Source organism: Nocardia sp. NPDC051911, from assembly GCF_040681035.1.
In the GTDB taxonomy this organism is placed as follows: Bacteria; Actinomycetota; Actinomycetes; order Mycobacteriales; family Mycobacteriaceae; genus Nocardia; species Nocardia sichangensis.
On sequence record NZ_JBFAXY010000011.1, the window covers coordinates 18,033 to 38,084 of the forward strand.

At 68.3% G+C, this 20,052-nt stretch carries 17 protein-coding genes; 8 read left to right on the forward strand and 9 right to left on the reverse strand.

Going from position 1 to position 20,052, the window contains the following annotated elements; translation table 11 throughout:
• The first annotated feature begins 156 nt into the window (after positions 1-156).
• The 4 genes from AB0L97_RS15605 to AB0L97_RS15620 all read left to right on the forward strand — a co-directional run bounded on the left by AB0L97_RS15605 (position 157) and on the right by AB0L97_RS15620 (position 3,737).
• Positions 157-1,392 carry an FAD-dependent oxidoreductase gene (locus AB0L97_RS15605; RefSeq protein ID WP_364429677.1) on the forward strand — a complete coding sequence of 412 codons (1,236 nt, stop codon included), beginning with the start codon at positions 157-159 and terminating at the stop codon, positions 1,390-1,392.
• A gap of 106 nt (positions 1,393-1,498) precedes the next feature.
• The gene (locus AB0L97_RS15610) at positions 1,499-1,900 is read left to right on the forward strand and encodes a YciI family protein (protein WP_355075942.1); all 402 of its coding nucleotides are present in this window, start codon (positions 1,499-1,501) and stop codon (positions 1,898-1,900) included.
• Entirely contained in the window at positions 1,897-3,162 is a 1,266-nt protein-coding gene (locus AB0L97_RS15615) for a DUF6596 domain-containing protein (protein ID WP_364429681.1), read from the forward strand. The genes AB0L97_RS15610 and AB0L97_RS15615 overlap by 4 nt, the downstream gene beginning before the upstream one ends.
• Before the next feature lie 98 nt (positions 3,163-3,260).
• Positions 3,261-3,737 (forward strand): NUDIX domain-containing protein, encoded by a 477-nt coding sequence (locus tag AB0L97_RS15620; protein WP_364429684.1) that lies wholly within the window; start codon positions 3,261-3,263, stop codon positions 3,735-3,737.
• 3 nt (positions 3,738-3,740) lie between these two features.
• On the opposite strand, the gene AB0L97_RS15625 is transcribed toward AB0L97_RS15620, so the two are convergent.
• Positions 3,741-4,577, reverse strand: coding sequence for a phosphoribosylaminoimidazolesuccinocarboxamide synthase (locus AB0L97_RS15625; protein ID WP_364429687.1), 837 nt, complete (start codon positions 4,575-4,577; stop codon positions 3,741-3,743).
• Between the two features lie 216 nt (positions 4,578-4,793).
• Here AB0L97_RS15625 and pepN point away from each other — a divergent pair, with 216 nt between their 5' ends.
• Positions 4,794-7,376, forward strand: a complete 2,583-nt coding sequence (pepN, locus tag AB0L97_RS15630; RefSeq protein ID WP_364429690.1) for an aminopeptidase N — start codon at positions 4,794-4,796, stop codon at positions 7,374-7,376.
• A 177-nt stretch (positions 7,377-7,553) separates the two neighbouring features.
• Here pepN and AB0L97_RS15635 read toward each other — a convergent pair whose 3' ends face one another.
• The 4 genes from AB0L97_RS15635 to AB0L97_RS15650 form a co-directional block, all read right to left on the reverse strand.
• Positions 7,554-8,018 carry a DUF5130 domain-containing protein gene (locus AB0L97_RS15635; RefSeq protein ID WP_355075932.1) on the reverse strand — a complete coding sequence of 155 codons (465 nt, stop codon included), beginning with the start codon at positions 8,016-8,018 and terminating at the stop codon, positions 7,554-7,556.
• On the reverse strand, positions 8,005-8,283 hold the full coding sequence (locus tag AB0L97_RS15640; RefSeq protein WP_355075930.1) for a hypothetical protein: 279 nt from the start codon (positions 8,281-8,283) through the stop codon (positions 8,005-8,007). Before AB0L97_RS15640 ends, AB0L97_RS15635 begins: the two co-directional genes overlap by 14 nt.
• A gap of 104 nt (positions 8,284-8,387) precedes the next feature.
• The gene (locus AB0L97_RS15645; protein ID WP_364429695.1) at positions 8,388-9,962 is read right to left on the reverse strand and encodes an alpha-amylase family glycosyl hydrolase; all 1,575 of its coding nucleotides are present in this window, start codon (positions 9,960-9,962) and stop codon (positions 8,388-8,390) included.
• A gap of 247 nt (positions 9,963-10,209) precedes the next feature.
• A complete protein-coding gene (locus AB0L97_RS15650; protein WP_195043276.1) occupies positions 10,210-10,614 on the reverse strand; it encodes a globin in 405 nt (134 codons plus the stop codon).
• 243 nt (positions 10,615-10,857) lie between these two features.
• Here AB0L97_RS15650 and AB0L97_RS15655 point away from each other — a divergent pair, with 243 nt between their 5' ends.
• Positions 10,858-11,562, forward strand: coding sequence for an HNH endonuclease (locus AB0L97_RS15655; RefSeq protein ID WP_355075927.1), 705 nt, complete (start codon positions 10,858-10,860; stop codon positions 11,560-11,562).
• A gap of 4 nt (positions 11,563-11,566) precedes the next feature.
• Here AB0L97_RS15655 and AB0L97_RS15660 read toward each other — a convergent pair whose 3' ends face one another.
• Positions 11,567-12,133, reverse strand: a complete 567-nt coding sequence (locus AB0L97_RS15660) for an XRE family transcriptional regulator (protein WP_364429699.1) — start codon at positions 12,131-12,133, stop codon at positions 11,567-11,569.
• A 191-nt stretch (positions 12,134-12,324) separates the two neighbouring features.
• Here AB0L97_RS15660 and AB0L97_RS15665 point away from each other — a divergent pair, with 191 nt between their 5' ends.
• Together AB0L97_RS15665 and AB0L97_RS15670 are read left to right on the forward strand one after the other, a co-directional pair.
• A complete protein-coding gene (locus AB0L97_RS15665) occupies positions 12,325-13,020 on the forward strand; it encodes an AzlC family ABC transporter permease (protein ID WP_364429702.1) in 696 nt (231 codons plus the stop codon).
• A complete protein-coding gene (locus AB0L97_RS15670) occupies positions 13,020-13,328 on the forward strand; it encodes an AzlD domain-containing protein (protein ID WP_355075921.1) in 309 nt (102 codons plus the stop codon). Before AB0L97_RS15665 ends, AB0L97_RS15670 begins: the two co-directional genes overlap by 1 nt.
• Positions 13,329-13,879: 551 nt before the next feature.
• Here the strand turns inward: AB0L97_RS15670 and AB0L97_RS15675 are convergent.
• From AB0L97_RS15675 to AB0L97_RS15685, 3 genes are read right to left on the reverse strand one after another with little or no spacing between them, the layout of a single operon-like run.
• On the reverse strand, positions 13,880-14,545 hold the full coding sequence (locus AB0L97_RS15675; RefSeq protein WP_364429706.1) for a hypothetical protein: 666 nt from the start codon (positions 14,543-14,545) through the stop codon (positions 13,880-13,882).
• A gap of 46 nt (positions 14,546-14,591) precedes the next feature.
• Complete coding sequence (locus AB0L97_RS15680; protein ID WP_355075992.1) at positions 14,592-15,044, reverse strand: thioesterase family protein; 453 nt, start codon at positions 15,042-15,044, stop codon at positions 14,592-14,594.
• A gap of 8 nt (positions 15,045-15,052) precedes the next feature.
• A complete protein-coding gene (locus AB0L97_RS15685; RefSeq protein WP_364429709.1) occupies positions 15,053-19,990 on the reverse strand; it encodes an NAD-glutamate dehydrogenase in 4,938 nt (1,645 codons plus the stop codon).
• Positions 19,991-20,052 lie beyond the last annotated feature (62 nt).

The following is a 20,052-nucleotide window of genomic DNA, read 5'->3' on the forward strand; positions in this document are numbered from 1 at the left end:
GCGGACGGGCGGCCGCACACTGCGCCGCCCTACCGAGCAACCACGTCGGCGCGCGATTCGTTCCCACTCGCGGCATCCGTTTTCCCGAGCGGCGCGCACGGCTGCCAGTAGGGTTGACCGGCAGGTGCTTGGTTCCCTTCGGAGAAGGAGTCCGCGATGAGTTCTGACCAGCATTTCGTCATAGTCGGCGGCGGACTGGGCGCGGCCAAGACAGCAGAAGCTCTGCGCGAGAAGGACTTCGAGGGAAGCGTGACACTGATCGGCGCCGAGGAGCACCTGCCCTACGACCGGCCGCCGCTGTCGAAGGAGCATCTGCTCAGGAAGAAGGCGCTGCCGGAATTCATCGTCGATCCCGCGCAGTGGTATCGCGACCACCACATCGACATCCGCCTCGGCACCACCGTCACCGGGCTGGACCCCGGGGCCAAGACGGTCACCCTGCCCGACGGTTCCACACTGTCCTACGACAAGCTCGCGCTCGCCACCGGCTCCACGCCGCGGACACTGCCCGTTCCCGGCGCCGACGCGCCCAACGTGTACACGCTGCGCACCATCGAGGACTCCGACACGTTGATCGAGCTGTTCGGCAGCGCGACGCGGCGGCTCGTCATCATCGGCGCCGGCTGGATCGGCCTGGAGGTCGCCGCCGCGGCCAGGGCGGCGGGCGTCGAGGTGACCATCGTCGAACGCGCCGACCTGCCGCTGCTCGCGGTGCTCGGACCGGAGATGGGCGAGGTGTTCGCCGATCTGCACCGGGCCAACGGCGTCGACTTCCGGTTCGGCGCGCAGGTCGAGGCGATCACCACCGAGGACGCGATCGCGACCGCGGTCGCCAACGGCGTCCGGCTCGCCGACGGCAGCACGATCGAAGCCGACGCGGTGCTGGTCGCCGTCGGCGCGCGCCCGAACGTGGAGCTGGCCGCCGACGCCGGTCTCGCCGTGGACGACGGCGTGCTGGTCGACGAACGCCTGGCCACCAGCGATCCGGACATCGTCGCGGTCGGTGACATCGCCGCCCAGCAGCACCCTGTGCTCGGCAGGCGGGTCCGGGTGGAGCACTGGGCCAACGCGCTCAACCAACCCGCGGTCGCCGCCGCGACCATGCTCGGCAAGCAGGCTTCCTACGACCGGCTGCCCTATTTCTTCACCGACCAGTACGACCTGGGCATGGAGTACACCGGGTACGCCGCGCCGGGCGAACACGCCAGGGTCGTCGTGCGCGGCGACACGGCGGCACGCGAGTTCGTGGCGTTCTGGCTGGACGGGAACAACCGCGTGCTCGCCGGGATGAACGTGAACGTCTGGGACGTGACCGACCGGATCAAGGAACTGATCCTGGCGGGCGAACCGGTCGATCCGGATCGGCTGGCCGACACCTCGGCCGAGATGTGATGTGGATCACTGCAGAGATGTGTCGAACGCACGCGACGTGCTCCGACCTCCTCGCGGGCGCCACCGGAGCGCTCCCAGCGACCGAACGCCGGAGAGGAAATCGACCATGAAATACATGCTGCTGAAGACCTACGCACCCACCAAGTACTGCGACACACCGATCAACGAATGGTCCCCGGAAGAGATCCAGGCGCACATAGACTTCCAGCGCGCGCTGGGTGCGCAACTGGCCGAGGCGGGCGAGTTGGTGGACGCGCAGGGATTGGCCGGGCCGGAGGAGGCGCGGATCGTCAGTTCGGACGGCCGGTCGGCGCCGGTGGTCACGGACGGGCCTTTCCCGGAGACCAAAGAGTTCTTGGCGGGGTACTGGATCGTCGACGTGGACAGCCCCGAGCGGGCCTACGAGATCGCGGCGCAGGCCTCCGCCGCCCCCGGCCCCGGCGGCAAACCGATCGGCGAGTACATCGAAGTTCGCGCGGTGATGGGCGCCCCCGCCACCGAGCAATGAGCGACCGGAGTGCGGTGCCCGACGACACACCGCTCCCGGCGAGCACCGAGGACCTGCTGCGCGCACTGGCGCCGCAGGTCCTCGGAACGCTCGTCCGCCGCTTCGGTGATTTCGACACCGCAGAGGACGCGCTGCAGGAAGCGCTGCTCGCGGCCGCGACCCAGTGGCCGATGGAGGGCCTGCCGGACAATCCGCGGGCTTGGCTGATCCAGGTCGCGCAGCGCCGCATGGCCGACGCCGTGCGCGCGGAGGTGGCCCGGCGGCGCAGGGAGACCACGGCTTTCGACCGTGAGGTGCCCGACGCCGTCCCTGTGGACCACGACGACACGCTGACCATGCTGTTCCTGTGCTGCCACCCGGCGCTGACGCCCGCCGCCGCCATCGCGCTGACGCTGCGCGCGGTGGGCGGACTCGGCACCGAACAGATCGCCCGCGCCTTCCTGTTACCGGAAGCGACCATGGCGCAACGGATCACACGAGCGAAGAAGAAGCTGGCCACCGTCGAGCGGCCCTTCGCGCAGCCGGGGGATCAGCGGTGGCGCGAGCGGCTGGGCGCGGTACTGCACGTGTTGTACCTCATCTTCAACGAAGGTCATACCAGCAGTTCAGGGCACACGTTGCAGCGAACGGACCTGTCCGATGAGGCGATCCGGCTCACCAGGGCGGTGCACCGGCTGCTGCCCGGCGACAACGAGGTCACCGGGTTGCTCGCGTTGATGCTGCTCACCGACGCCCGCCGGGCCGCACGCACCGGCGCGCACGGCGAACTCGTCCCGCTGGCCGAACAGGATCGCGCGCTGTGGGATCGGGCGCTGATCACCGAAGGGACGACCTTGGTCACCGGCACGCTCTCCGGCGGCTTGCGCGGGCCCTATCAGATCCAGGCGGCCATCGCGGTCCTGCACGCGCAGGCTCCGCGTGCCGAGGACACCGAGTGGACCAAGATCCTCGCGCTGTACGACCGGCTCGAACGGCTCTCGGACAATCCGATGGTGACGCTGAACCGGGCGGTGGCGACGGCGATGGTGGCGGGGCCCGAAGCCGGTCTCGCGCTGGCCGAGACCCTCGACGAACACCTGTCGGGTACCCACCGGCTCGACGCCGTGCGCGGCCATCTGCACGAGATGGCCGGTGCGATCGACGCGGCCATCGCCTGCTACACCAAGGCCGCCGCCCGCACGACGAGCGTCCCCGAGCGCGACTATCTGACCATCCGTGCGGCACAGCTGCGCCACGAAGCGCGTGCGGACCTCACGGGCTGAGTGGATGTCCGAATGGCTGTGGTGGGAGCTGCTGTGCGGCGCGCCGGGCACCAGCATGCGGGACACTCGGCCGATCGCGACCGGGCAGACTACCCGGTGTGGCAGGCAAACACAGTGCGGGAGTCCTTCTCTTCCGCCGGAACCCCGACGGCGCCGTCGAAGTATTGCTCGGACACATGGGCGGGCCGTTCTGGGCGCGAAAAGACCTGGGCGCGTGGTCGATTCCGAAGGGCGAGTACGAGCCGGAGACGGAGGCCGCCGAGGTCGCGGCGAACCGGGAGTTCGCCGAGGAACTCGGGCTGCCGGTCCCGGACGGCACGTGGCTGCCGTTGGGCGAGGTACGTTACAGCAGCGGCAAGAAGGTGCTCACCGTCTGGGCCGTCGAAGGCGACCTCGATCCCGCCGCCGTAGTACCGGGAACCTTCCAGCTCGAATGGCCGCCGCGCTCCGGCCGCCTCGCGGAGTTCCCCGAGGTCGACCGCGCGGAGTGGTTCGATACGTCCACCGCGCGAGACAAGCTCGTCGCGGGGCAGCGGCCCTGCCTGGACCGGCTGACCGAGCTGCTCGCGGACTGACCGCTATCGCGGCACGCCCGCCCAGGTCCGGCCGGTGATGAGTTCGTAGGCCTCCACGTACTTCTGGCGGGTCGCCGCGACGACATCGGCCGGGATCTCCGGGCCGGGCGCCTCCTTGTTCCAGCCCGTGGAGGTGGACCAGTCGCGGACGAACTGCTTGTCGAACGAGCGCTGCGCGCGGCCCGGCTCCCACTCGTCGGCGGGCCAGAAACGCGACGAATCGGAGGTGAGCACTTCGTCGCCGAGAGTGAGCACATCGCCGTCCCAGCCGAATTCGACCTTGGTGTCGGCGACGATGACACCGCGTTCGGCGGCGTGCGCGGCGCCCCTGGCGTAGATGTGCAAAGTGAGTTCGCGCAGCCGCTCGGCGACCTCGCGTCCCTCCTGGTTCACCACGTCCGCGAAGGTGATCGCCTCGTCGTGCCCCTCGGACGCCTTGGTGGTCGGTGTGAAGATCGGCTCCGGCAGCTTGTCGCCCTCGCGCAGACCGGGCGGCAGCGCGATCCCGCACACCGAGCCCGTCTGCCGGTATTCCACCAGCCCGGACCCGGTCAGGTAACCGCGCGCGATGCATTCCACCTGCATCATCTTCAGCGGCTTCACCCGAATGCCGCGACCGGCGAACTCGGCGGGCACGTCGGTGGCCGAGACCACATGGTTGGGCACATCGGTGAAGTACTCGAACCACCAGTTGGACATCTGCGTGAGCAGGGCGCCCTTGTCCGGGATCGGCGTCGGCAGCACCACGTCGTACACCGAAACCCGGTCGGACGCGACCAGCACCAGCGTGTCGCCGTCCTCGTACAGGTCACGCACCTTCCCGGCGTGCACATGCTTCAACGTCGAGCCTCCGAATCCCTGGGGTGAACCTGCGCTGTACCAGGCACAATACCGCCGCCCCCGAGCACCGCCGCCGCGCCGTCCGCCGCACACAGCGGACCGGTGCGTAAGTGCCGCGAACATTAGGGTCGATCGGGAAAGTCCCGCGCGGCCTGCCACCCCGAGGTGGCATTGTGGGTTTTGCCCGTGCCAGTTCTTCGACCACGAAGGAGCCTTATGTCCGCACCCAACCTCACTCGCGACCAGGCGATCGAACGCGCCGCGACGGTGTCGGTCGAGAACTACCGCGTCGAGCTGGATCTGACCGACGGCGCGGGCAAACCGGGCGAGCAGACCTTCTTCTCCCGCAGCACCGTGACCTTCGGCGCGACACCGGGCGCGAGCACATTCGTCGACATCGTGGCGCGCGGCGTGCGCTCGGCGGTGCTCAACGGGACCGCGCTGGACGTCTCCGGTTACGACGAGTCGACCGGGATCACGCTGACCGACCTGGCCGAGCACAACGAGCTGGTGGTCGAGGCCGACTGCGAGTACTCGCACACCGGCGAGGGTCTGCACCGGTTCGTCGACCCCGCCGACGACGCCGTGTACCTGTACTCGCAGTTCGAAACCGCCGACGCCAAGCGGATGTTCGCCTGCTTCGATCAGCCGGATCTGAAAGCCACCTTCGACCTCGCCGTCACCGCACCGGAGGACTGGCAGGTCGTCTCCAACGCGGCCGTGGTGCAGACGCTCGTGGCGGAGCCGGGCAAGCACGTCTTCCGCACCACCCCGAAGATGAGCACCTACCTGGTCGCGCTCATCGCGGGCCCGTACGCGCAGTGGACCGACGTCTACACCGACGACCACGGCGATATCCCCCTCGGCATCTACTGCCGCGCCTCGCTCGCCGAGCACATGGACGCCGAGCGACTGTTCACCGAAACCAAGCAGGGTTTCGGCTTCTACCACCGCAACTTCGGCGTGCCGTACGCGTTCGGCAAGTACGACCAGTTGTTCGTCCCCGAATTCAACGCGGGCGCGATGGAGAACGCGGGCGCGGTGACCTTCCTGGAGGACTACGTCTTCCGGTCCAAGGTCACCCGGGCGTCCTACGAGCGCCGCGCCGAGACCGTGCTGCACGAGATGGCGCACATGTGGTTCGGCGACCTGGTCACCATGAAATGGTGGGACGACCTGTGGTTGAACGAGTCGTTCGCCACGTTCGCGTCGGTGCTGTGCCAGTCCGAGGCCACCGAGTACACCAACGCCTGGACCACCTTCGCGAACGTGGAGAAGTCCTGGGCCTACCGGCAGGACCAGCTGCCCTCCACCCATCCGATCGCCGCGGACATCCCCGATCTCGCCGCGGTCGAGGTCAACTTCGACGGCATCACCTACGCCAAGGGCGCCAGCGTCCTCAAGCAGCTCGTCGCGTATGTCGGGCTGGAGCCGTTTCTGGCGGGCCTGCGCGCGTACTTCGCCGACCACGCCTACGGCAACGCCACCTTCGACGATCTGCTGTCGGCGCTGGAGAAGTCGTCCGGCCGCGACCTGTCCACCTGGGGTGCGCAGTGGCTCAAGACCACCGGATTGAACATCCTGCGCCCCGACTTCGAGGTGGACGCCGAGGGCAGGTTCACCTCGTTCGCGGTCGTGCAGGAGGGGGCACAGCCGGGCGCGGGCGAGCGGCGCGTGCACCGTCTCGCGGTCGGCGTCTACGACGACCAGGACGGAAAACTGGTGCGCACCAAGCGCGTCGAGCTCGACCTCGACGCCGCCGAACGCACCGAGGTACCCGAGCTGGCCGGCGTGCCGCGCGGCCAGTTCGTGCTGGTCAACGACGACGACCTCACCTACTGCTCGATCCGCCTCGACGCCGGTTCGCTCGACGTGCTGGTCAACCGCATCGCCGACATCGCGGAGCCGCTGCCGCGCACGCTCGCCTGGTCGGCGGCCTGGGAGATGACGCGCCAGGCCGAGTTCCGCGCCCGTGATTTCGTCGCGCTGGTCGAGCGTGGAGTCGGCGCCGAGAGCGAGATCGGTGTGGTGCAACGGCTGTTGATGCAGGCCAACACCGCGCTGGGCAGCTACGCCGAGCCGGAATGGGCCGCGACCACCGGCTGGCCGGAATACGCGAACAGGCTGCTGGAGCTGGCGCGCGAAGCCGAACCCGGCTCCGACCACCAGCTGGCCTTCGTCAACGCGCTGACCGGCGCGAAGTTGTCGGCCTGGCACACCGAGGTGCTGAGCGAGCTGCGCGACGGCGACCCGGCGAAGGTCGGATTGCCCGGCTTGGTGGTCGATACCGACCTGCGCTGGCGGATCGTGTCGGCGCTCGCGGCGGCGGGCGAGATCGACGCCGAGGGGCTGCACACTCCGGTCATCGATGAGGAGCTGGCCAACGACCCCACGGCCGCCGGCAAGCGGCAGGCGGCCGCCGCAGCGACGGCGCGTCCGATCGCCGAGGTGAAGGAGCAGGCGTGGGCGACGGTGATGGGCGACGATTCGGTACCCAACATCACCGCCCGCTCGATCGTCGGTGGCTTCGCGCCCGCCGGGCAGGGTGAGCTGCTCGCCTCCTACGTGGAGCGGTATTTCGCCGAGGTGCCCGGCGTCTGGGAGCGTCGTTCCAGCGAGGTCGCCCAGACCGTGGTGGTCGGCCTCTACCCGCACTGGGCGATCAGCGAGGACGCGGTGGCCGTCGCCGACAAGTTCCTGGCCGGCGATCATCCCCCGGCGCTGCGCCGGCTGGTCAGCGAGGGCAAGGCGGGGATCGAACGCTCGCTGCGGGCCCGCGCCTTCGACGCACAGCCGTAGACGAAACCGGCGCGTCCACCCTGGTCGGGTGGACGCGCCGGACTTACGGCAGCTATCGCGGTGCGCAACCGCAGCGGCCACACCACGTCTTACGAGCGAAGCGAGACCGCGCATTTACCGTTCGGAGCCACAAGAGGGCCGCGAACACCAGCGCCGCAGTCGCTGCAGGTGAAACAGCTACCTGCCGATGGCGGCGGCCATCACGCGGACGGCCGAGACCACGCCGTCGATCAACTGGCCCTGCCGGAACGAGCTCAGCGCGGCGGTGACGCCGAGCTGGCAGACGCGATCGTTCGCACGGTCGGCGACCGCCCGGCCCGAGCGCACCTCGATCGCCTTCTCGTTGGGCGAGACGGCGATGAGCACCGAGTGCGCCGCCTCGGGCGTGCCAGGGAAGATCGCGTCCGCGGACGCGGCCGGGTCCTCGCCCAGATCGCCGATGTAGACGTTGAAGCGCACCTTCGTCGCGCGGGTCGCCTCGGTGAGCACGTTGTCCATGGTGAGCCGCTCCACGTCGTTGAACGGCGCCTCCTTGAACACATCGCCTGCCTCGTGCACGCCGGAGACGCGTCCGCTGCTGGTGATCGCGTATCCGTGCGGCAAATCGGCTTCGACCACCGCGGGCCACTTAGAACCTGCCACTTGCCCGTCCTCCGATCAGCTCCACCGCGGTGGACTCGATGGCCGCATGCTGCTCATGCGGCGTTTCCGCGAAATGGTGACCCGAGCCGATCACCTCTTCGGTGGCACTCCACAGCACCGGCGACGCGGTCCACTTCTGGCCGAGGGCGAAGTGGACCGGCTTCTCGCCAGGCAGCGGCTTACCGAGGAACGACAATCCGGCGATGATGCCGTAGATCACCAGCGGTATGCCGGCGAAGATCAGCACTGTCTCGAGAATGCTCACGGATCAAAGGTAGACGATCCTCTGTAGTAGTTCTCCGTCCGGTCGAGCCGGATCGCCCTCCGTGTCGATTGCATCGGCTCCGAGCTGGGACTTTCCGACGCGCCTCAGACCAACCAGGCGGTCGCGTTCGGCGCCAGCTGACCTCCGTCGGTCGGTGCGCTGGCCAGCAGCACGTCTCCCGGCGGTAGCTGAATGGGCGCGTCCGAGGCGTTGAGCACGCAGACCAGTCCCCCCGGCCTGCGGAAGGCGAGACAACCCGCCGGGCTGCCGTACCACTCGATCCGATCCCCGGCGAACTCCGGCCGCAGCGCGCGCAGTTCGAGTGCCAGGCGATACAGCGACAAAGTCGACCCCAACTCCTCGAGTTGCGCTTCGACGGTCAGCGACGCCCAGTCGCCCGGAATCGGCAGCCACGGTGTCCCGGTGGTGAACCCGTACGGCGGCGCGGCGCCCTCCCAGGGCAGCGGCACTCGGCAGCCGTCGCGGCCGCGCTGGGTGTGGCCGGAGCGCTCCCACACCGGATCCTGCAAGACGTCGTCCGGCAGGTCGTCGACGTTGGGCAGCCCCAGCTCGGCGCCGTTGTAGATGAACACCGCGCCCGGCAGCGCCAGTTCCAGCAGGATCATCGCCCGCGCCCGCGCGACGCCGAGCACACCGCCGCCGTAGCGGGTGACCTCGCGCTCGATGTCGTGGTTGGACAACGTCCAGGTGGGCACGGCGAAGACCGGTGCGACGGCCGACAGCGAGTTGTCGATCGCGTCACGCACCGCTTCGGCGTCGAACGCCGATTCCGCGAGGCGGAAGTTGAACGCCAGGTGCAGTTCGTCGGCTCGCACGTACTCGCCGAAGCGGGTGTTGTCGTTCACCCACACTTCACCGATGGTGACCGCGTCCGGGTACTCGTCGACCACCTTGCGGATCCGGCGGTGGATGTCGTGCACGGCGGGATTGTTGAACCGCGGGTCGCTGTCGTCGTGCGCGAGCAGGGCCGAGACGGACAGCTCGGGCATGTCGGGCAGACCGTCGGGTTTGGCCATGCCGTGTGCGACGTCGATCCGGAATCCGTCCACCCCGCGGTCGAGCCAGAACCGCAGCGTCTGCTCGAAATCGGCGGCGACCTCGGGGTCGGCCCAATTCAGGTCGGGCTGCTCACGGGCGAAGATGTGCAGGTACCACTGGCCGGGAGTGCCGTCGGGTTCGGTGATCCTGGTCCAAGCGGGGCCGCCGAAGATGCTCGGCCAGTTGTTCGGCGGCTCGGCGCCGCCGGGGCCGCGGCCGTCGCGGAAGATGTATCGATCGCGCTCCGGGCTGCCGGGAGCCGCCGCCAGCGCCGCGCGGAACCACGGATGCTGGTCGCTGGTGTGATTGGGCACCAGGTCCATGGTGACCTTGATCCGGCGGGCATGCGCCTCGGCGATCAGCGCGTCCATCGCGGCGAGACCGCCGAAGAGCTGATCGATGTCGCGGGGATCGGCAACGTCGTAGCCACCATCGGCCATCGGCGAACGCATCACGGGACAGATCCACAGCGCGTCGACGCCGAGCAGTTCGAGGTAGCCCAGTTTGTCCCGGACTCCCCCGAGATCGCCGACCCCGTCTCCGCTCGAGTCCGCGAAAGATCTCGGATAAACCTGGTAGAACACGGCCGACCGCCACCACGACTGTGTGGTGCGGTCCACCGGCGCCGTTAAGGCTGGTGCATCACTCACATCCGCAATAGTGCCAAAGTTTCGAGGCGAAAGCCTTCTCCCGGCACACAGTTTCGAATGGCGGGCAAATACCCAGCACTGCCACCCGCACAGGCGAAAAAGGCTGCTCCGCTCCGCCTCTCGCACGCAACCGTCACGCCACCTGGGGTTCACCAGCGAATGTTTCGCCACCACAACGCGGTAGAAAACACACCAGCGCCGCGGTGCTGCGCCGTGGTCAGAACGGGGCGTTCACCAACGAGTTGGCAGCCATTTCCAGGTAGTCGAGCAGCGCCTTACGGTGCTCGTCGTCGAGCGTTTCCGGCTCGATCTCGGCGACCGCGATACGCATGCACCGCAGCCACGCGTCCCGCTCGATCGGTCCGATGGTGAACGGCATGTGCCGCATGCGCAAGCGGGGATGGCCGCGCTCGTCGGAGTAAGTGCGCGGACCGCCCCAATACTGCTCCAGGAACATCCGCAAACGACGCTCCGCCGGACCGAGATCCTCCTCCGGATACAGCGGGCGCAGCACCTCATCGGCGGCCACCTCGCGATAGAACGTCGCGACGAGCCGCCGGAACGTCTCCGCCCCACCGACCGCCTCGTAGAACGACGTCGCCGTTTGCTCGCCCGAAGTCATAGACCCTCTCGCTTCACCGGATGCGCCGCTGTCCATTGTGCCCGCGCCCGGGCACCGCCGCCGTACCGCCCTTGCGCCGCCGATCGGCAACCGGAACATCGCGCCGGAATGGCACTTCAGCCACAGTTAACCGGACATTGTTGAAAATCACCGTGCAATGCCCGACATTCCATGGTCAACTGGGGGACAGTCTCTGCTTTGCAGATACCACATGATCCTGCCAATCATGAAATCGAGGTCGAGATGAAGCAGCGGCACGGCGCCCGATCACATGAGGCGCGAGCGCACCGACAACTCCAGCCCGCCGACGTCCACAATTGTGGGTCGGGGGCTACTCCGCTGCACATCTTGTCCGAACGATATCCGGGTGGACATCGTGGCCATCACGACCACGGACCCCGCCCGACCGCCCCGCCCGCCGAGGGCACGAACTGGCTCAAGACCAGGGTGTTGCTGTTGAACGCCACCTACGAGCCGCTCACCGCATTGTCCGCGCGCCGCGCGATCGTCCTCCTCATCTGCGACAAGGCCGACGCCGTTCACCACAACGACGAAGGGCCGGTAGTGCACTCCGCCGATACGTCGGTGGCCATTCCCTCGGTGATCCGCCTGCGCACCTACGTGCACGTTCCGTATCGCGCCAGGGTGCCGATGACCCGCGCCGCGCTCATGCACCGGGATCGCTATCGCTGCGGCTACTGCGGCGGCAAGGCCGAGACCATCGACCACGTCATCCCGCGCAGCCGCGGTGGGGAACATTCCTGGGAGAACTGCGTCGCCAGCTGCGCGCCGTGCAACCATCGCAAAGCCGACAAACTGCTCAGCGAGCTGGGCTGGACGCTGCGTGCCCCACTGGTCTCCCCGAAGGGCCCGCACTGGCGCCTGCTGTCCACTACCGCCGAACTCGACCCCGTGTGGTTGCAGTATCTCGACGAAGGCGCCGCCTGACCGATCAGGTGTACTCCACCACCAGCGTCGCCCAGGTCGGCGACGCCAGTGCCTCGAACACGTGCGGTTGGTCACCCGGGTACGCGATGTAGTCGCCCGGGTGTAGTTCGACGGGCGCGTCGACGGGGCCGACCAGCGCGCGCCCTTCGGCGAGCAGGACGTGCTCGACCACACCGACGCTATGCGGATCCGATCGCCGCGCATGCCCCGGTTCCGCGGTGATGCGGAACAGGTCGCGGCGAGAATAGGCCGGCCCGGCCGCCAGCAGCGTCGCCCGGTACTCCGACTGCTCGGCCGCCACCACCGGCCCCTCACCGGCGCGAATGACGTGCACGTTCGGGCGCGGCGGGTCGAGCAATCGGGAGAACGGCATGTCGAGGGCGACGCACAACGCCCACAAGGTCTCCAGGCTCGGATTCCCGGTTCCCGATTCCAATTGCGACAGAGTGGATTTCGCGATACCTGCCCGGCCGGCGACCTCGCTCAGCGAGAGTCCGGCCCTCGTGCGCTCGCGGCGCAGCGCGGCGGCGATCACCGCCTGTGGTGTTGTCGTCGCGTCCTGCTGCGTCATTCCCACCTCTGCTTGTTTTGCAGCGCCTTCGGCACCGCGTGTGCCGCGATTATGCCGTGGGGTCGTGGTGTTGTGGTTGCGCTGGAGTGCTGGGTGGTTGCGGTGCGGACATGTTCACAGCGCGTGTCCTTCGGAGCTCTCGCCGGGAAACCATATTGACGAAGTGCGGCGTCATGTTCACTATAAACTACATGCGTTCGATATGGCGAACACTCGATCGGAATGCGCTGCTCGGGATCGGGGCGGTGTGCCTCGCCGTCGGTGTGATCGGGATTTCCTACGGGGCGACCGCGGTCGCGGCGGGCTTTCCGGTCTGGCTGCCGGTGCTGCTCGGGTGCGTGGTGCTGGCCGGAAGCTCGGAGTTCCTGTTTCTCGGGATCGTTGCCGCCGGCGGCAACCCGATCGCGGCCGTGCTGGCAGGACTGCTGGTGAACGCGCGGCATGTTCCGTACGGACTGTCGGTTCCCGACGCGGTCGGCACGGGCTGGCGCCGCTCGCTCGGCGTTCATCTGATGAACGACGAGTCCGTCGCGATGACCATCGCGCAGCCCGACGCGCCACGCAGACGGGCGGCCTACTGGATCACCGGCGCTGGGGTGCTGCTCGCCTGGCCCGGCGGCGCCGCCGTCGGAGCGCTGATCGGATCGGTGGTCACCGACACCTCGGCGCTCGGACTCGATGCGGTGTTCCCCGCGGTCCTGTTAGCGCTGGTGTTGCCCGCGCTGCGTGACCGGACCACCCTCGCCGCGGTGGGTGTCGGCACCGCGCTCGCCCTGGTCAGCGCTCCGTTCCTACCCACGGGGCTGCCGGTGCTGCTCGCCCTGTCCGGGGTGCTGGTCGCGGCGCGGCAAAAGCCTCTACCAGCGACCGCGCGGGGAGCGGCGTGATGCTGGCCGCCGGAGTCGTCGCTCTCGCCGCGGGCACCTACGCGTTCCGCTGGGCCGGCCCCGCACTCCGCGACCGAGTGCGCCTTCCCGAACGTGTGGTGTGGCTGCTGGAGATCGGCGCCGTCGTATTGCTCACCGCGCTCGTGGCCGTCACCACCTTGCCGCTGGGCACCGCAGACCTCGGATTCGCGGTGCCCGCAGGCGTTTTCGCGGGTGGACTGGTCGCATGGTTCCGACGCCCCATTCTGCTGGTCATTCTCGCCGCAGCCGCGACGACGGCAGTCCTCCGCTACATCGGCGTCTCTTGAGCGGCACCGTGCCCGCAGCAGGAGGCGGCGCCGTCCCCTCCTGCCGACGGCGCCGCCTGTCCCATCGATCGCATCCGAGCGCTTCTGTGCTACTCGGGTTTACAGTCCGCGGCCCGCATTGGCACCGATCCAGCGGCAGCGAAAGAACTAGAGATGTGCGTATTTTCGATGCCGACCCCCGCTAGGCCGTGATGGTCACCCGGCGACTCACGCGACGGAGCGATACAGCGCGCGTTCGGACGGCCTCGCACCGCCGCGGCCGGAGCGACATGCGCTCGGCACCAGTTCCTTCAAACCGACCGAAAGGCAGTTTTCACTGCGGGAATCGGTCCGACGCGGCTGTAGGGCCTTGTCCTCCGTCGAGAGGTCGGCCGCCCACCGCGGATCGCGGGCGAGCAGGAATGAACGCACCAGCGCTTCGTGGGGAGGCAGCGGAGCGGCCGAGCCCCGCGACCCCATCCCGAATGATGATCGGTAGCGACGATCCCCGGCTGACCGCCCTCCGGCGCGGATGGTGCGCCGCACCCGGCGACGACCATCGAACGACGCGATCAACGCGGTAGCAGAGGAATTCCACCGCCGAGCCGACGCGCGACCGAGCCGTAGCGAGCGTCGAGTCGCAGCCAGGTTCTGGTCGCGCGGACACGGACGATCTCGGCGGCTGGGATACGGCGAGGGTCGGCCTTCTCCCCCGAGTGCGGGATGAAATCCATCGCCGTGAGCGCGAAGACGACACGCATCGGCACCTGCACCCGGGTGCCCGCGCCGGACACGGTCAGCACCGCCTGATCCAGCAACGAGGCGGGCGGGCCGTGGCCGCTGCCGTGTTCCTTCGCCAGCTGCGCACCCTGCTCGGCGAGCTCGACCAGGGTGCGTGCGGGCACGTCGTCGACGTGTGCGAAACCGTCGACGGGTGGCAGCGCGCCGCGCCATGCGGAGTCCATCGAATATCCGAGGTCGATCGGACCGCCACCGGCCGAACCGGCCAACACGAGGTCGGCGCCGACCGTCACGTCGTCGACGCCGAGTTCGGCGACCACGGTGCGCATCGCCAGCGCTTCGAAACCCGTCGCCACCCAGGCCGAGACGTATTTCTCCCCGCGGCGGCGCAGGCGCACCACCGCCCCGGGGTCCAGCCGCACGGCCCTGGTCAGAAACGTCGCGAGATTCTCCCGCTCCGCCGGATCGGGCACATGCAGCACTCGTTGTTCCGCCATCACGGCCGCTCCGCCGTCAGCACTCCGCCGCCACCGACGCGGTCGCTCAGTCCATCCATTCGGACAGGTAATCACGCTCGGCGTCGGTGAGCCTGCGCAACCGCTGCGCCCGCATGTCGAACGCCGCGATCTGCGTGGACGCCACCACGGCCGCGGGCGAGTCGGGCAGCGCGCCCGCCGCCCGCACCTCGTAGCCGATGGTGAAGTCGACCGCGCGCAGCTGCTCGATCCACATGGCGATGTCCAGCGGCGTATCCTCATGCCGCAATTGACCGCGATAGCGGACACGCAGATCGGCGAGGACGCACCCCTCACGCAGCGGTGCGGTCGGGCGGCCGTCCTCGAACAGCCACGGAATGCGCGCCTCTTCCAGCAGCGTCACCATCCGGGCATGGTTGACGTGCTGGAACACGTCCATGTCCGACCACCTGACATCCACCTTGGCGTGGAACCGCTTGGGCAGCACCAGGCTGCCCGCGGCCTTCCCGCTGCCGCTCACCGAACTCGTCAACGTGGTACCTCCGATTGAGCGCCCACCCCGCTCACCATGCTCCGCACTTGCCGCGCTGCAACCGACAACGTGGCGAGATCGTGGGTTCCGGACTCGAACAATTCCGACAGCGCCGCCCTGGCTCTGCCGAGGCGGGACTGATTCTTCGACTCCCAGTATGCAATCTTCTCGTCCGCCGTCTCCTCGGGGTCGCCGCCGGAGAGCACGTCGAGCGTGAGCGAGCGCAGCGACCCGTACATGTCGTCGCGCAGCGCGAGCCGCGCCAGCGCGTGCCAGCGGTCGCCGCGTTCGAGGTGGCTGACCGCCTGCAGCAGCCAGTCGATCTTGAGGTGGTCGTTGAGCGCGTAGTACAGCGACCCGACCTCGTCTCCGTCCCGGTCGGTGATGTCGGCGATGTCCACGATGTCCAGCAGCGGGAAGAGGTGGAGCAGACCGAACACCTCGGTGGCGAGGTCGGTCGGCGCACCGCGAGCGATCAACTCGGCGGACCGGTCGGTGAGCGAGAACACGTGGTGCCCGCGCAGCCATCCCGGCACCTTGGGGGCGAGTTCCCGCACGTCGGCCCGGTACCGGCTGATCTCGGAGCCCACCGCGATCGGCTGCGGGCGATTGCTCAGCAGCCACCGGGATGCCCGGTCGAGGGTCCGCTTCGTCTCCAGTTCGAGCAGGTCGCGCACCGGGGTCGGCGCGTCACAGGCGCGGATTCGCGCCCATCGTTCGTCCAGGTCGAAGATTCCGCTCGCCGCGGCGAAGGCGCGCACCGCGTCGGTGGTGGTGGCGCCGACCTCTTCGTTCAACCGGTGCGCGTAGGTGATGCCGCCGTAGTCCACCATCTCGTTGACGATCATGGTGGTGACGATCTCCCGGCGCAGCCGGTGGCGTTTGATCGCCGCTCCGAACCGGTCGCGCAGCGGCGTGGGGAAGTACTCCGGCAGCCGCGCGGCGAAGTATTGACTGTCGGGCAGGTCGGAATCGAGCAGATCGGCCTTGAGCGAGAGCTTCACGTGCGCCATGAGATTGGCCAGCTCGGGCGAGGCCAGTCCGGCGTTCTCCTCCAGCCTGTGCTTCATCTCCTGGTCCGAGGGCAGCGCCTCGAGTTCGCGGTCCAGGCCGCGACGCTGTTCGAGTTCCTCGATGAGCCGCGTCTGCACGCTGAGCATCTGCGGCGCCTCGGTGCGCGAGATGCCCATGAGGAAGTTTTGCGCCACATTGTCCTGCAGGACCATCTGGGCGACCTCGTCGGTCATGGAGGCCAGTAGCGGGTTGCGCTCGTCCGGCGGCAGCTGACCGCCGGAGACCACGGCGTCGAGCAGGATCTTGATGTTGACCTCGTGGTCGGAGCAATCCACGCCCGCCGAGTTGTCCAGCGCGTCGGTGTTGATCTTGCCGCCGTTGCGGTTGAACTCGATGCGGCCGAGGGCCGTGGCGCCGAGATTGCCGCCCTCGCCGATCACCTTGACTCGCAACTGATCCCCGTTGACCCGGACCGCGTCGTTGGACTTGTCGCCCACCTCGGCGTTGGTCTCGGTGCTCGCCTTGATGTAGGTGCCGATACCGCCGTTCCACAACAGATCCACCGGAGCGAGCAGGATCGCGCGAACCAGATCCGGCGGCGACAGCGATACGACGTCGTCGCCCAGGCCGAGAGCCGCCCTGGCCTGCGGGCTGATCGGCACGGCCTTCACGGTGCGATCCCACACACCGCCACCGGGGCTGATCAGCGACGTGTCGTAATCCGCCCACGACGACCTCGGCAACGCGAACAACCGCTTCCGCTCCTGATAGGAACGCGCGGCGTCGGGAATCGGGTCGAGGAAGATGTGGCGGTGGTCGAAAGCGGCCACCAGACGAATGTGCTCGGACAACAACATGCCGTTGCCGAACACATCACCACTCATGTCACCCACACCGACCACCGTGAAGTCCTGGGTCTGAGTGTCGATCTCCATCTCACGGAAATGCCGCTTGACGCTTTCCCACGCACCCTTGGCCGTGATGCCCATCGCCTTGTGGTCATAACCCGCCGAACCACCGGAAGCGAACGCATCACCCAACCAAAAGCCATAACTTTGGGCCACGTCGTTGGCGATATCGGAGAACGTCGCAGTGCCCTTATCGGCCGCAACGACCAGATAGGTATCGTCACCGTCACGCCGCACCACCCGAGCGGGCGGAAGCACCTCCCCGCTCGCGCGATCCACGTTGTCGGTGACATCCAGCAGGCCCGAGATGAACGTGCGATAGCAAGCCACACCCTCGGCGCCCAGCGCCTGCCGGTCCGCGACCGGATCACCGGTGGCCGCGGGTGGTTGCTTCACCACGAAACCGCCCTTGGCGCCGACCGGCACGATGACCGCGTTCTTCACCGCCTGCGCCTTCACCAGGCCCAAGATCTCCGTACGGAAATCCTCCAAACGGTCCGACCACCGCAATCCACCACGGGCCACCGGCCCGAAGCGCAGGTGCACGCCTTCCACCCGCGGCGAGTACACGAAGATCTCGAACTGCGGCTTCGGCTTGGGCAATTCGGCGATCTCCCGTGGCTCGACCTTCACCGACACGAAGTCGCGCGGTTTGCCTTCCGCGTCGGTCACGTAGAAGTTCGTCCGCAGCGTCGCTTTGACCAGGCCGAGGATCGCGCGCAGGATGCGGTCCGCGTCCAGGCTGACCACCTCGTCGATCCGCCCGCGCACCTGGGTCTCCAGTTCCGCGGCGTGCTCGGCGGAGACGGTGTCGGGGTCGAAGCGCGCCGCGAACAGGTCGACGAACAGGCGCGCGATATCCGGATAGGTGAGCAGCACACGGCAGATGTTGGCCTGGCTGTACGGAAAATTGGCCTGCTGCAAGTACTTCGCGTAGGTGCGCAGGATCGACACGGCCCGCCACGGCAACCGGGCACGCAGCACGAGCTCGTTCATCCCGTCCGCCTCCGCGCGGCCGTACCACATGGCCGCGAAGGCTTCCACGAACCGTTCCCGCAGCCCGCGCACCTCCGCCTCCAGCACGTCGGCGCGTTTGGAGGACTCGAGCAGTTCGGCGTCCAGATCGCGGTCGAGCGAACTGCGCAGCAGCTCCGGGCGGGCCAGCAGGCCGAAGTCGTAGATCCACCGCTCACCGCCGGTGCCGTCCGCCGCCGCCTCCAGCGCGATCTGGTACGGCCGCTCGTCGACCACCTCCACACCGAGGCTCTGCAACAGCGGAAGCACCTGGCTCAAGGAGATGCCGCTACCACCGACGTAGAGCGTGAAACGCCACGAGCCCGGCGCCGAATCCGGCTTCCGGTACAGATATTGATCGATGACGCCGTCTCGCAAATGTTCCAGGCGCACGATGTCCCTCAGCGCGCGGGCCGCGGCGAAATCCTGTTTGTAACCCTCGGGGAAGGCCTCCGCGTATCGCTGCACCACCGCGGGATCCAGCACCGTCGACGTGCTCACCTCGTCGTTCAGCCGGTCCTCCCAGGTGCGGCTGGCCTCGGCGAGCAGGTTCTGCAAGCGCAGCCTGGTGGGCTCGGAGGTATCGGCGCCGGGCGGCGTACGGCGCGGGACACCGAGTTCGGCCTCCGGCATGCGCACGGTGAAATACACTCGCGCCAACTCGCTTTCGCCCACCCGCGCGGAGTAGTCGATGGACACGCCACCCAGTTCGCGGACCAGGATCTCCTGCATCTCGAGCCGAGCGCTGGTGGTGTACCGGTCCCGCGGCAGGTAGACCAGGCAGGCGACATAGCGACCATAGGTGTCCGCGCGCAGGAACAGGCGCACCTGGCGCCGCAGGCTGACGCTCAGCACGGCGGTGGCGGTGCGGCGCAGCGTCTCGCTGTCGGCGGAGAACAGCTCGGTGCGCGGGAAGGACTGGATGACCTCGAGCATGGCCTGACCGGAGAACGAGTCCAGGTCGAATCCGCTCTCCTCGATCGCCGAACGGACCCGGCGTTCGATCACCGGGATGTCCAGAACGTTCTCGTGCACGGCGGTGACGGTGAAGACGCCGATGAACAGGTGTTCACCGACGATGGTTCCGTCGGCGTCGAAATCGGCGACACCGACGAAATAGGGATACACCGCACGATGCACGGTGGCGGGGACCAGCCCCTGGGTCAGCGTGAGCAGCGGACGGTCACCGCCGTTGACCGGCACGTGGAAGTCGGTGCCCACGTCGGGCCGCAGCACGCCGAGGCAGGTGTCGGGCACGACGGTGGACATCTCGCGGCCCTGGTCGGTGCTCAGTCGGTAGCGCGCGTAGCCGAGCAGGGTGAAGTTCCCCCCGGCCAGCCAACGCAGCAAGTGAGCGGTGTCGGTCAGTTCGGTCGGCTGGAACGGCGCGGACCCGGATTGCGCGGCCGATTCGAGATCGTCGGCCAGTCTGCTCTGCACGTCTTCGATGGCCTCGGTGTCGCCGATCACCTGACGCACGTCGTCCACCACGTCCGGCACCGCGGATTCGATCTTGGCCAGCAGCGCCGCACTGGTCGACGGGTGCAATTGCACGTGCATCCAGGACTCCCGCAGTCCCGCCCCGCCGGTGCCGTCCACCTCGTGCGCGGCGGCGTGCGTCAGCCGCCCCTCCTCGTCCCGCTCGACCTCGAAGATCGGGTGGATGATCTCGCTGACGCTGGCGCCGATCCGGCTCAGCGACGAGCTGATCGACTCGACCAGCAGCGCCATGTCATCGGTGACGATCTGCACCGCCGCACCGATTCCGGAGCCGTCGTCCGGGTGGTACACCCGCACCAGTGCGCGACCGGGGCGGCGCGTCACCGCCAACTCCAAGTGCCTTCGGAAGATCTGGGTGATGCCGGTGATCGCACAGTCCACATCGCCCGCGTCGACGTGGCGGAAGTACGCCTCCTCGAGCGTCGCGAGTTCGCCGCGCAGTGACTGCGGCAAACCCGCGGCCCACGCCGCGCTGGACAATTCGGACGAGACGGTCATTTTTCGCCAACTCCCTCGGATATCGGTTCCGTAACAAAGTGACGCCGGTCCGAGAGTAACTG

Coding starts and splice junctions, on each gene's coding strand:
- AB0L97_RS15605 (WP_364429677.1), top strand. CDS start 157: ATGAGTTCTGACCAGCATTTCGTCATAGTCGGCGGCGGACTGGGCGCG.
- AB0L97_RS15610 (WP_355075942.1), top strand. CDS start 1,499: ATGAAATACATGCTGCTGAAGACCTACGCACCCACCAAGTACTGCGAC.
- AB0L97_RS15615 (WP_364429681.1), top strand. CDS start 1,897: ATGAGCGACCGGAGTGCGGTGCCCGACGACACACCGCTCCCGGCGAGC.
- pepN (WP_364429690.1), top strand. CDS start 4,794: ATGTCCGCACCCAACCTCACTCGCGACCAGGCGATCGAACGCGCCGCG.
- AB0L97_RS15650 (WP_195043276.1), bottom strand. CDS start 10,614: ATGACTTCGGGCGAGCAAACGGCGACGTCGTTCTACGAGGCGGTCGGT.
- AB0L97_RS15655 (WP_355075927.1), top strand. CDS start 10,858: ATGAAGCAGCGGCACGGCGCCCGATCACATGAGGCGCGAGCGCACCGA.
- AB0L97_RS15660 (WP_364429699.1), bottom strand. CDS start 12,133: ATGACGCAGCAGGACGCGACGACAACACCACAGGCGGTGATCGCCGCC.
- AB0L97_RS15665 (WP_364429702.1), top strand. CDS start 12,325: ATGCGTTCGATATGGCGAACACTCGATCGGAATGCGCTGCTCGGGATC.
- AB0L97_RS15670 (WP_355075921.1), top strand. CDS start 13,020: ATGCTGGCCGCCGGAGTCGTCGCTCTCGCCGCGGGCACCTACGCGTTC.
- AB0L97_RS15675 (WP_364429706.1), bottom strand. CDS start 14,545: ATGGCGGAACAACGAGTGCTGCATGTGCCCGATCCGGCGGAGCGGGAG.
- AB0L97_RS15685 (WP_364429709.1), bottom strand. CDS start 19,990: ATGACCGTCTCGTCCGAATTGTCCAGCGCGGCGTGGGCCGCGGGTTTG.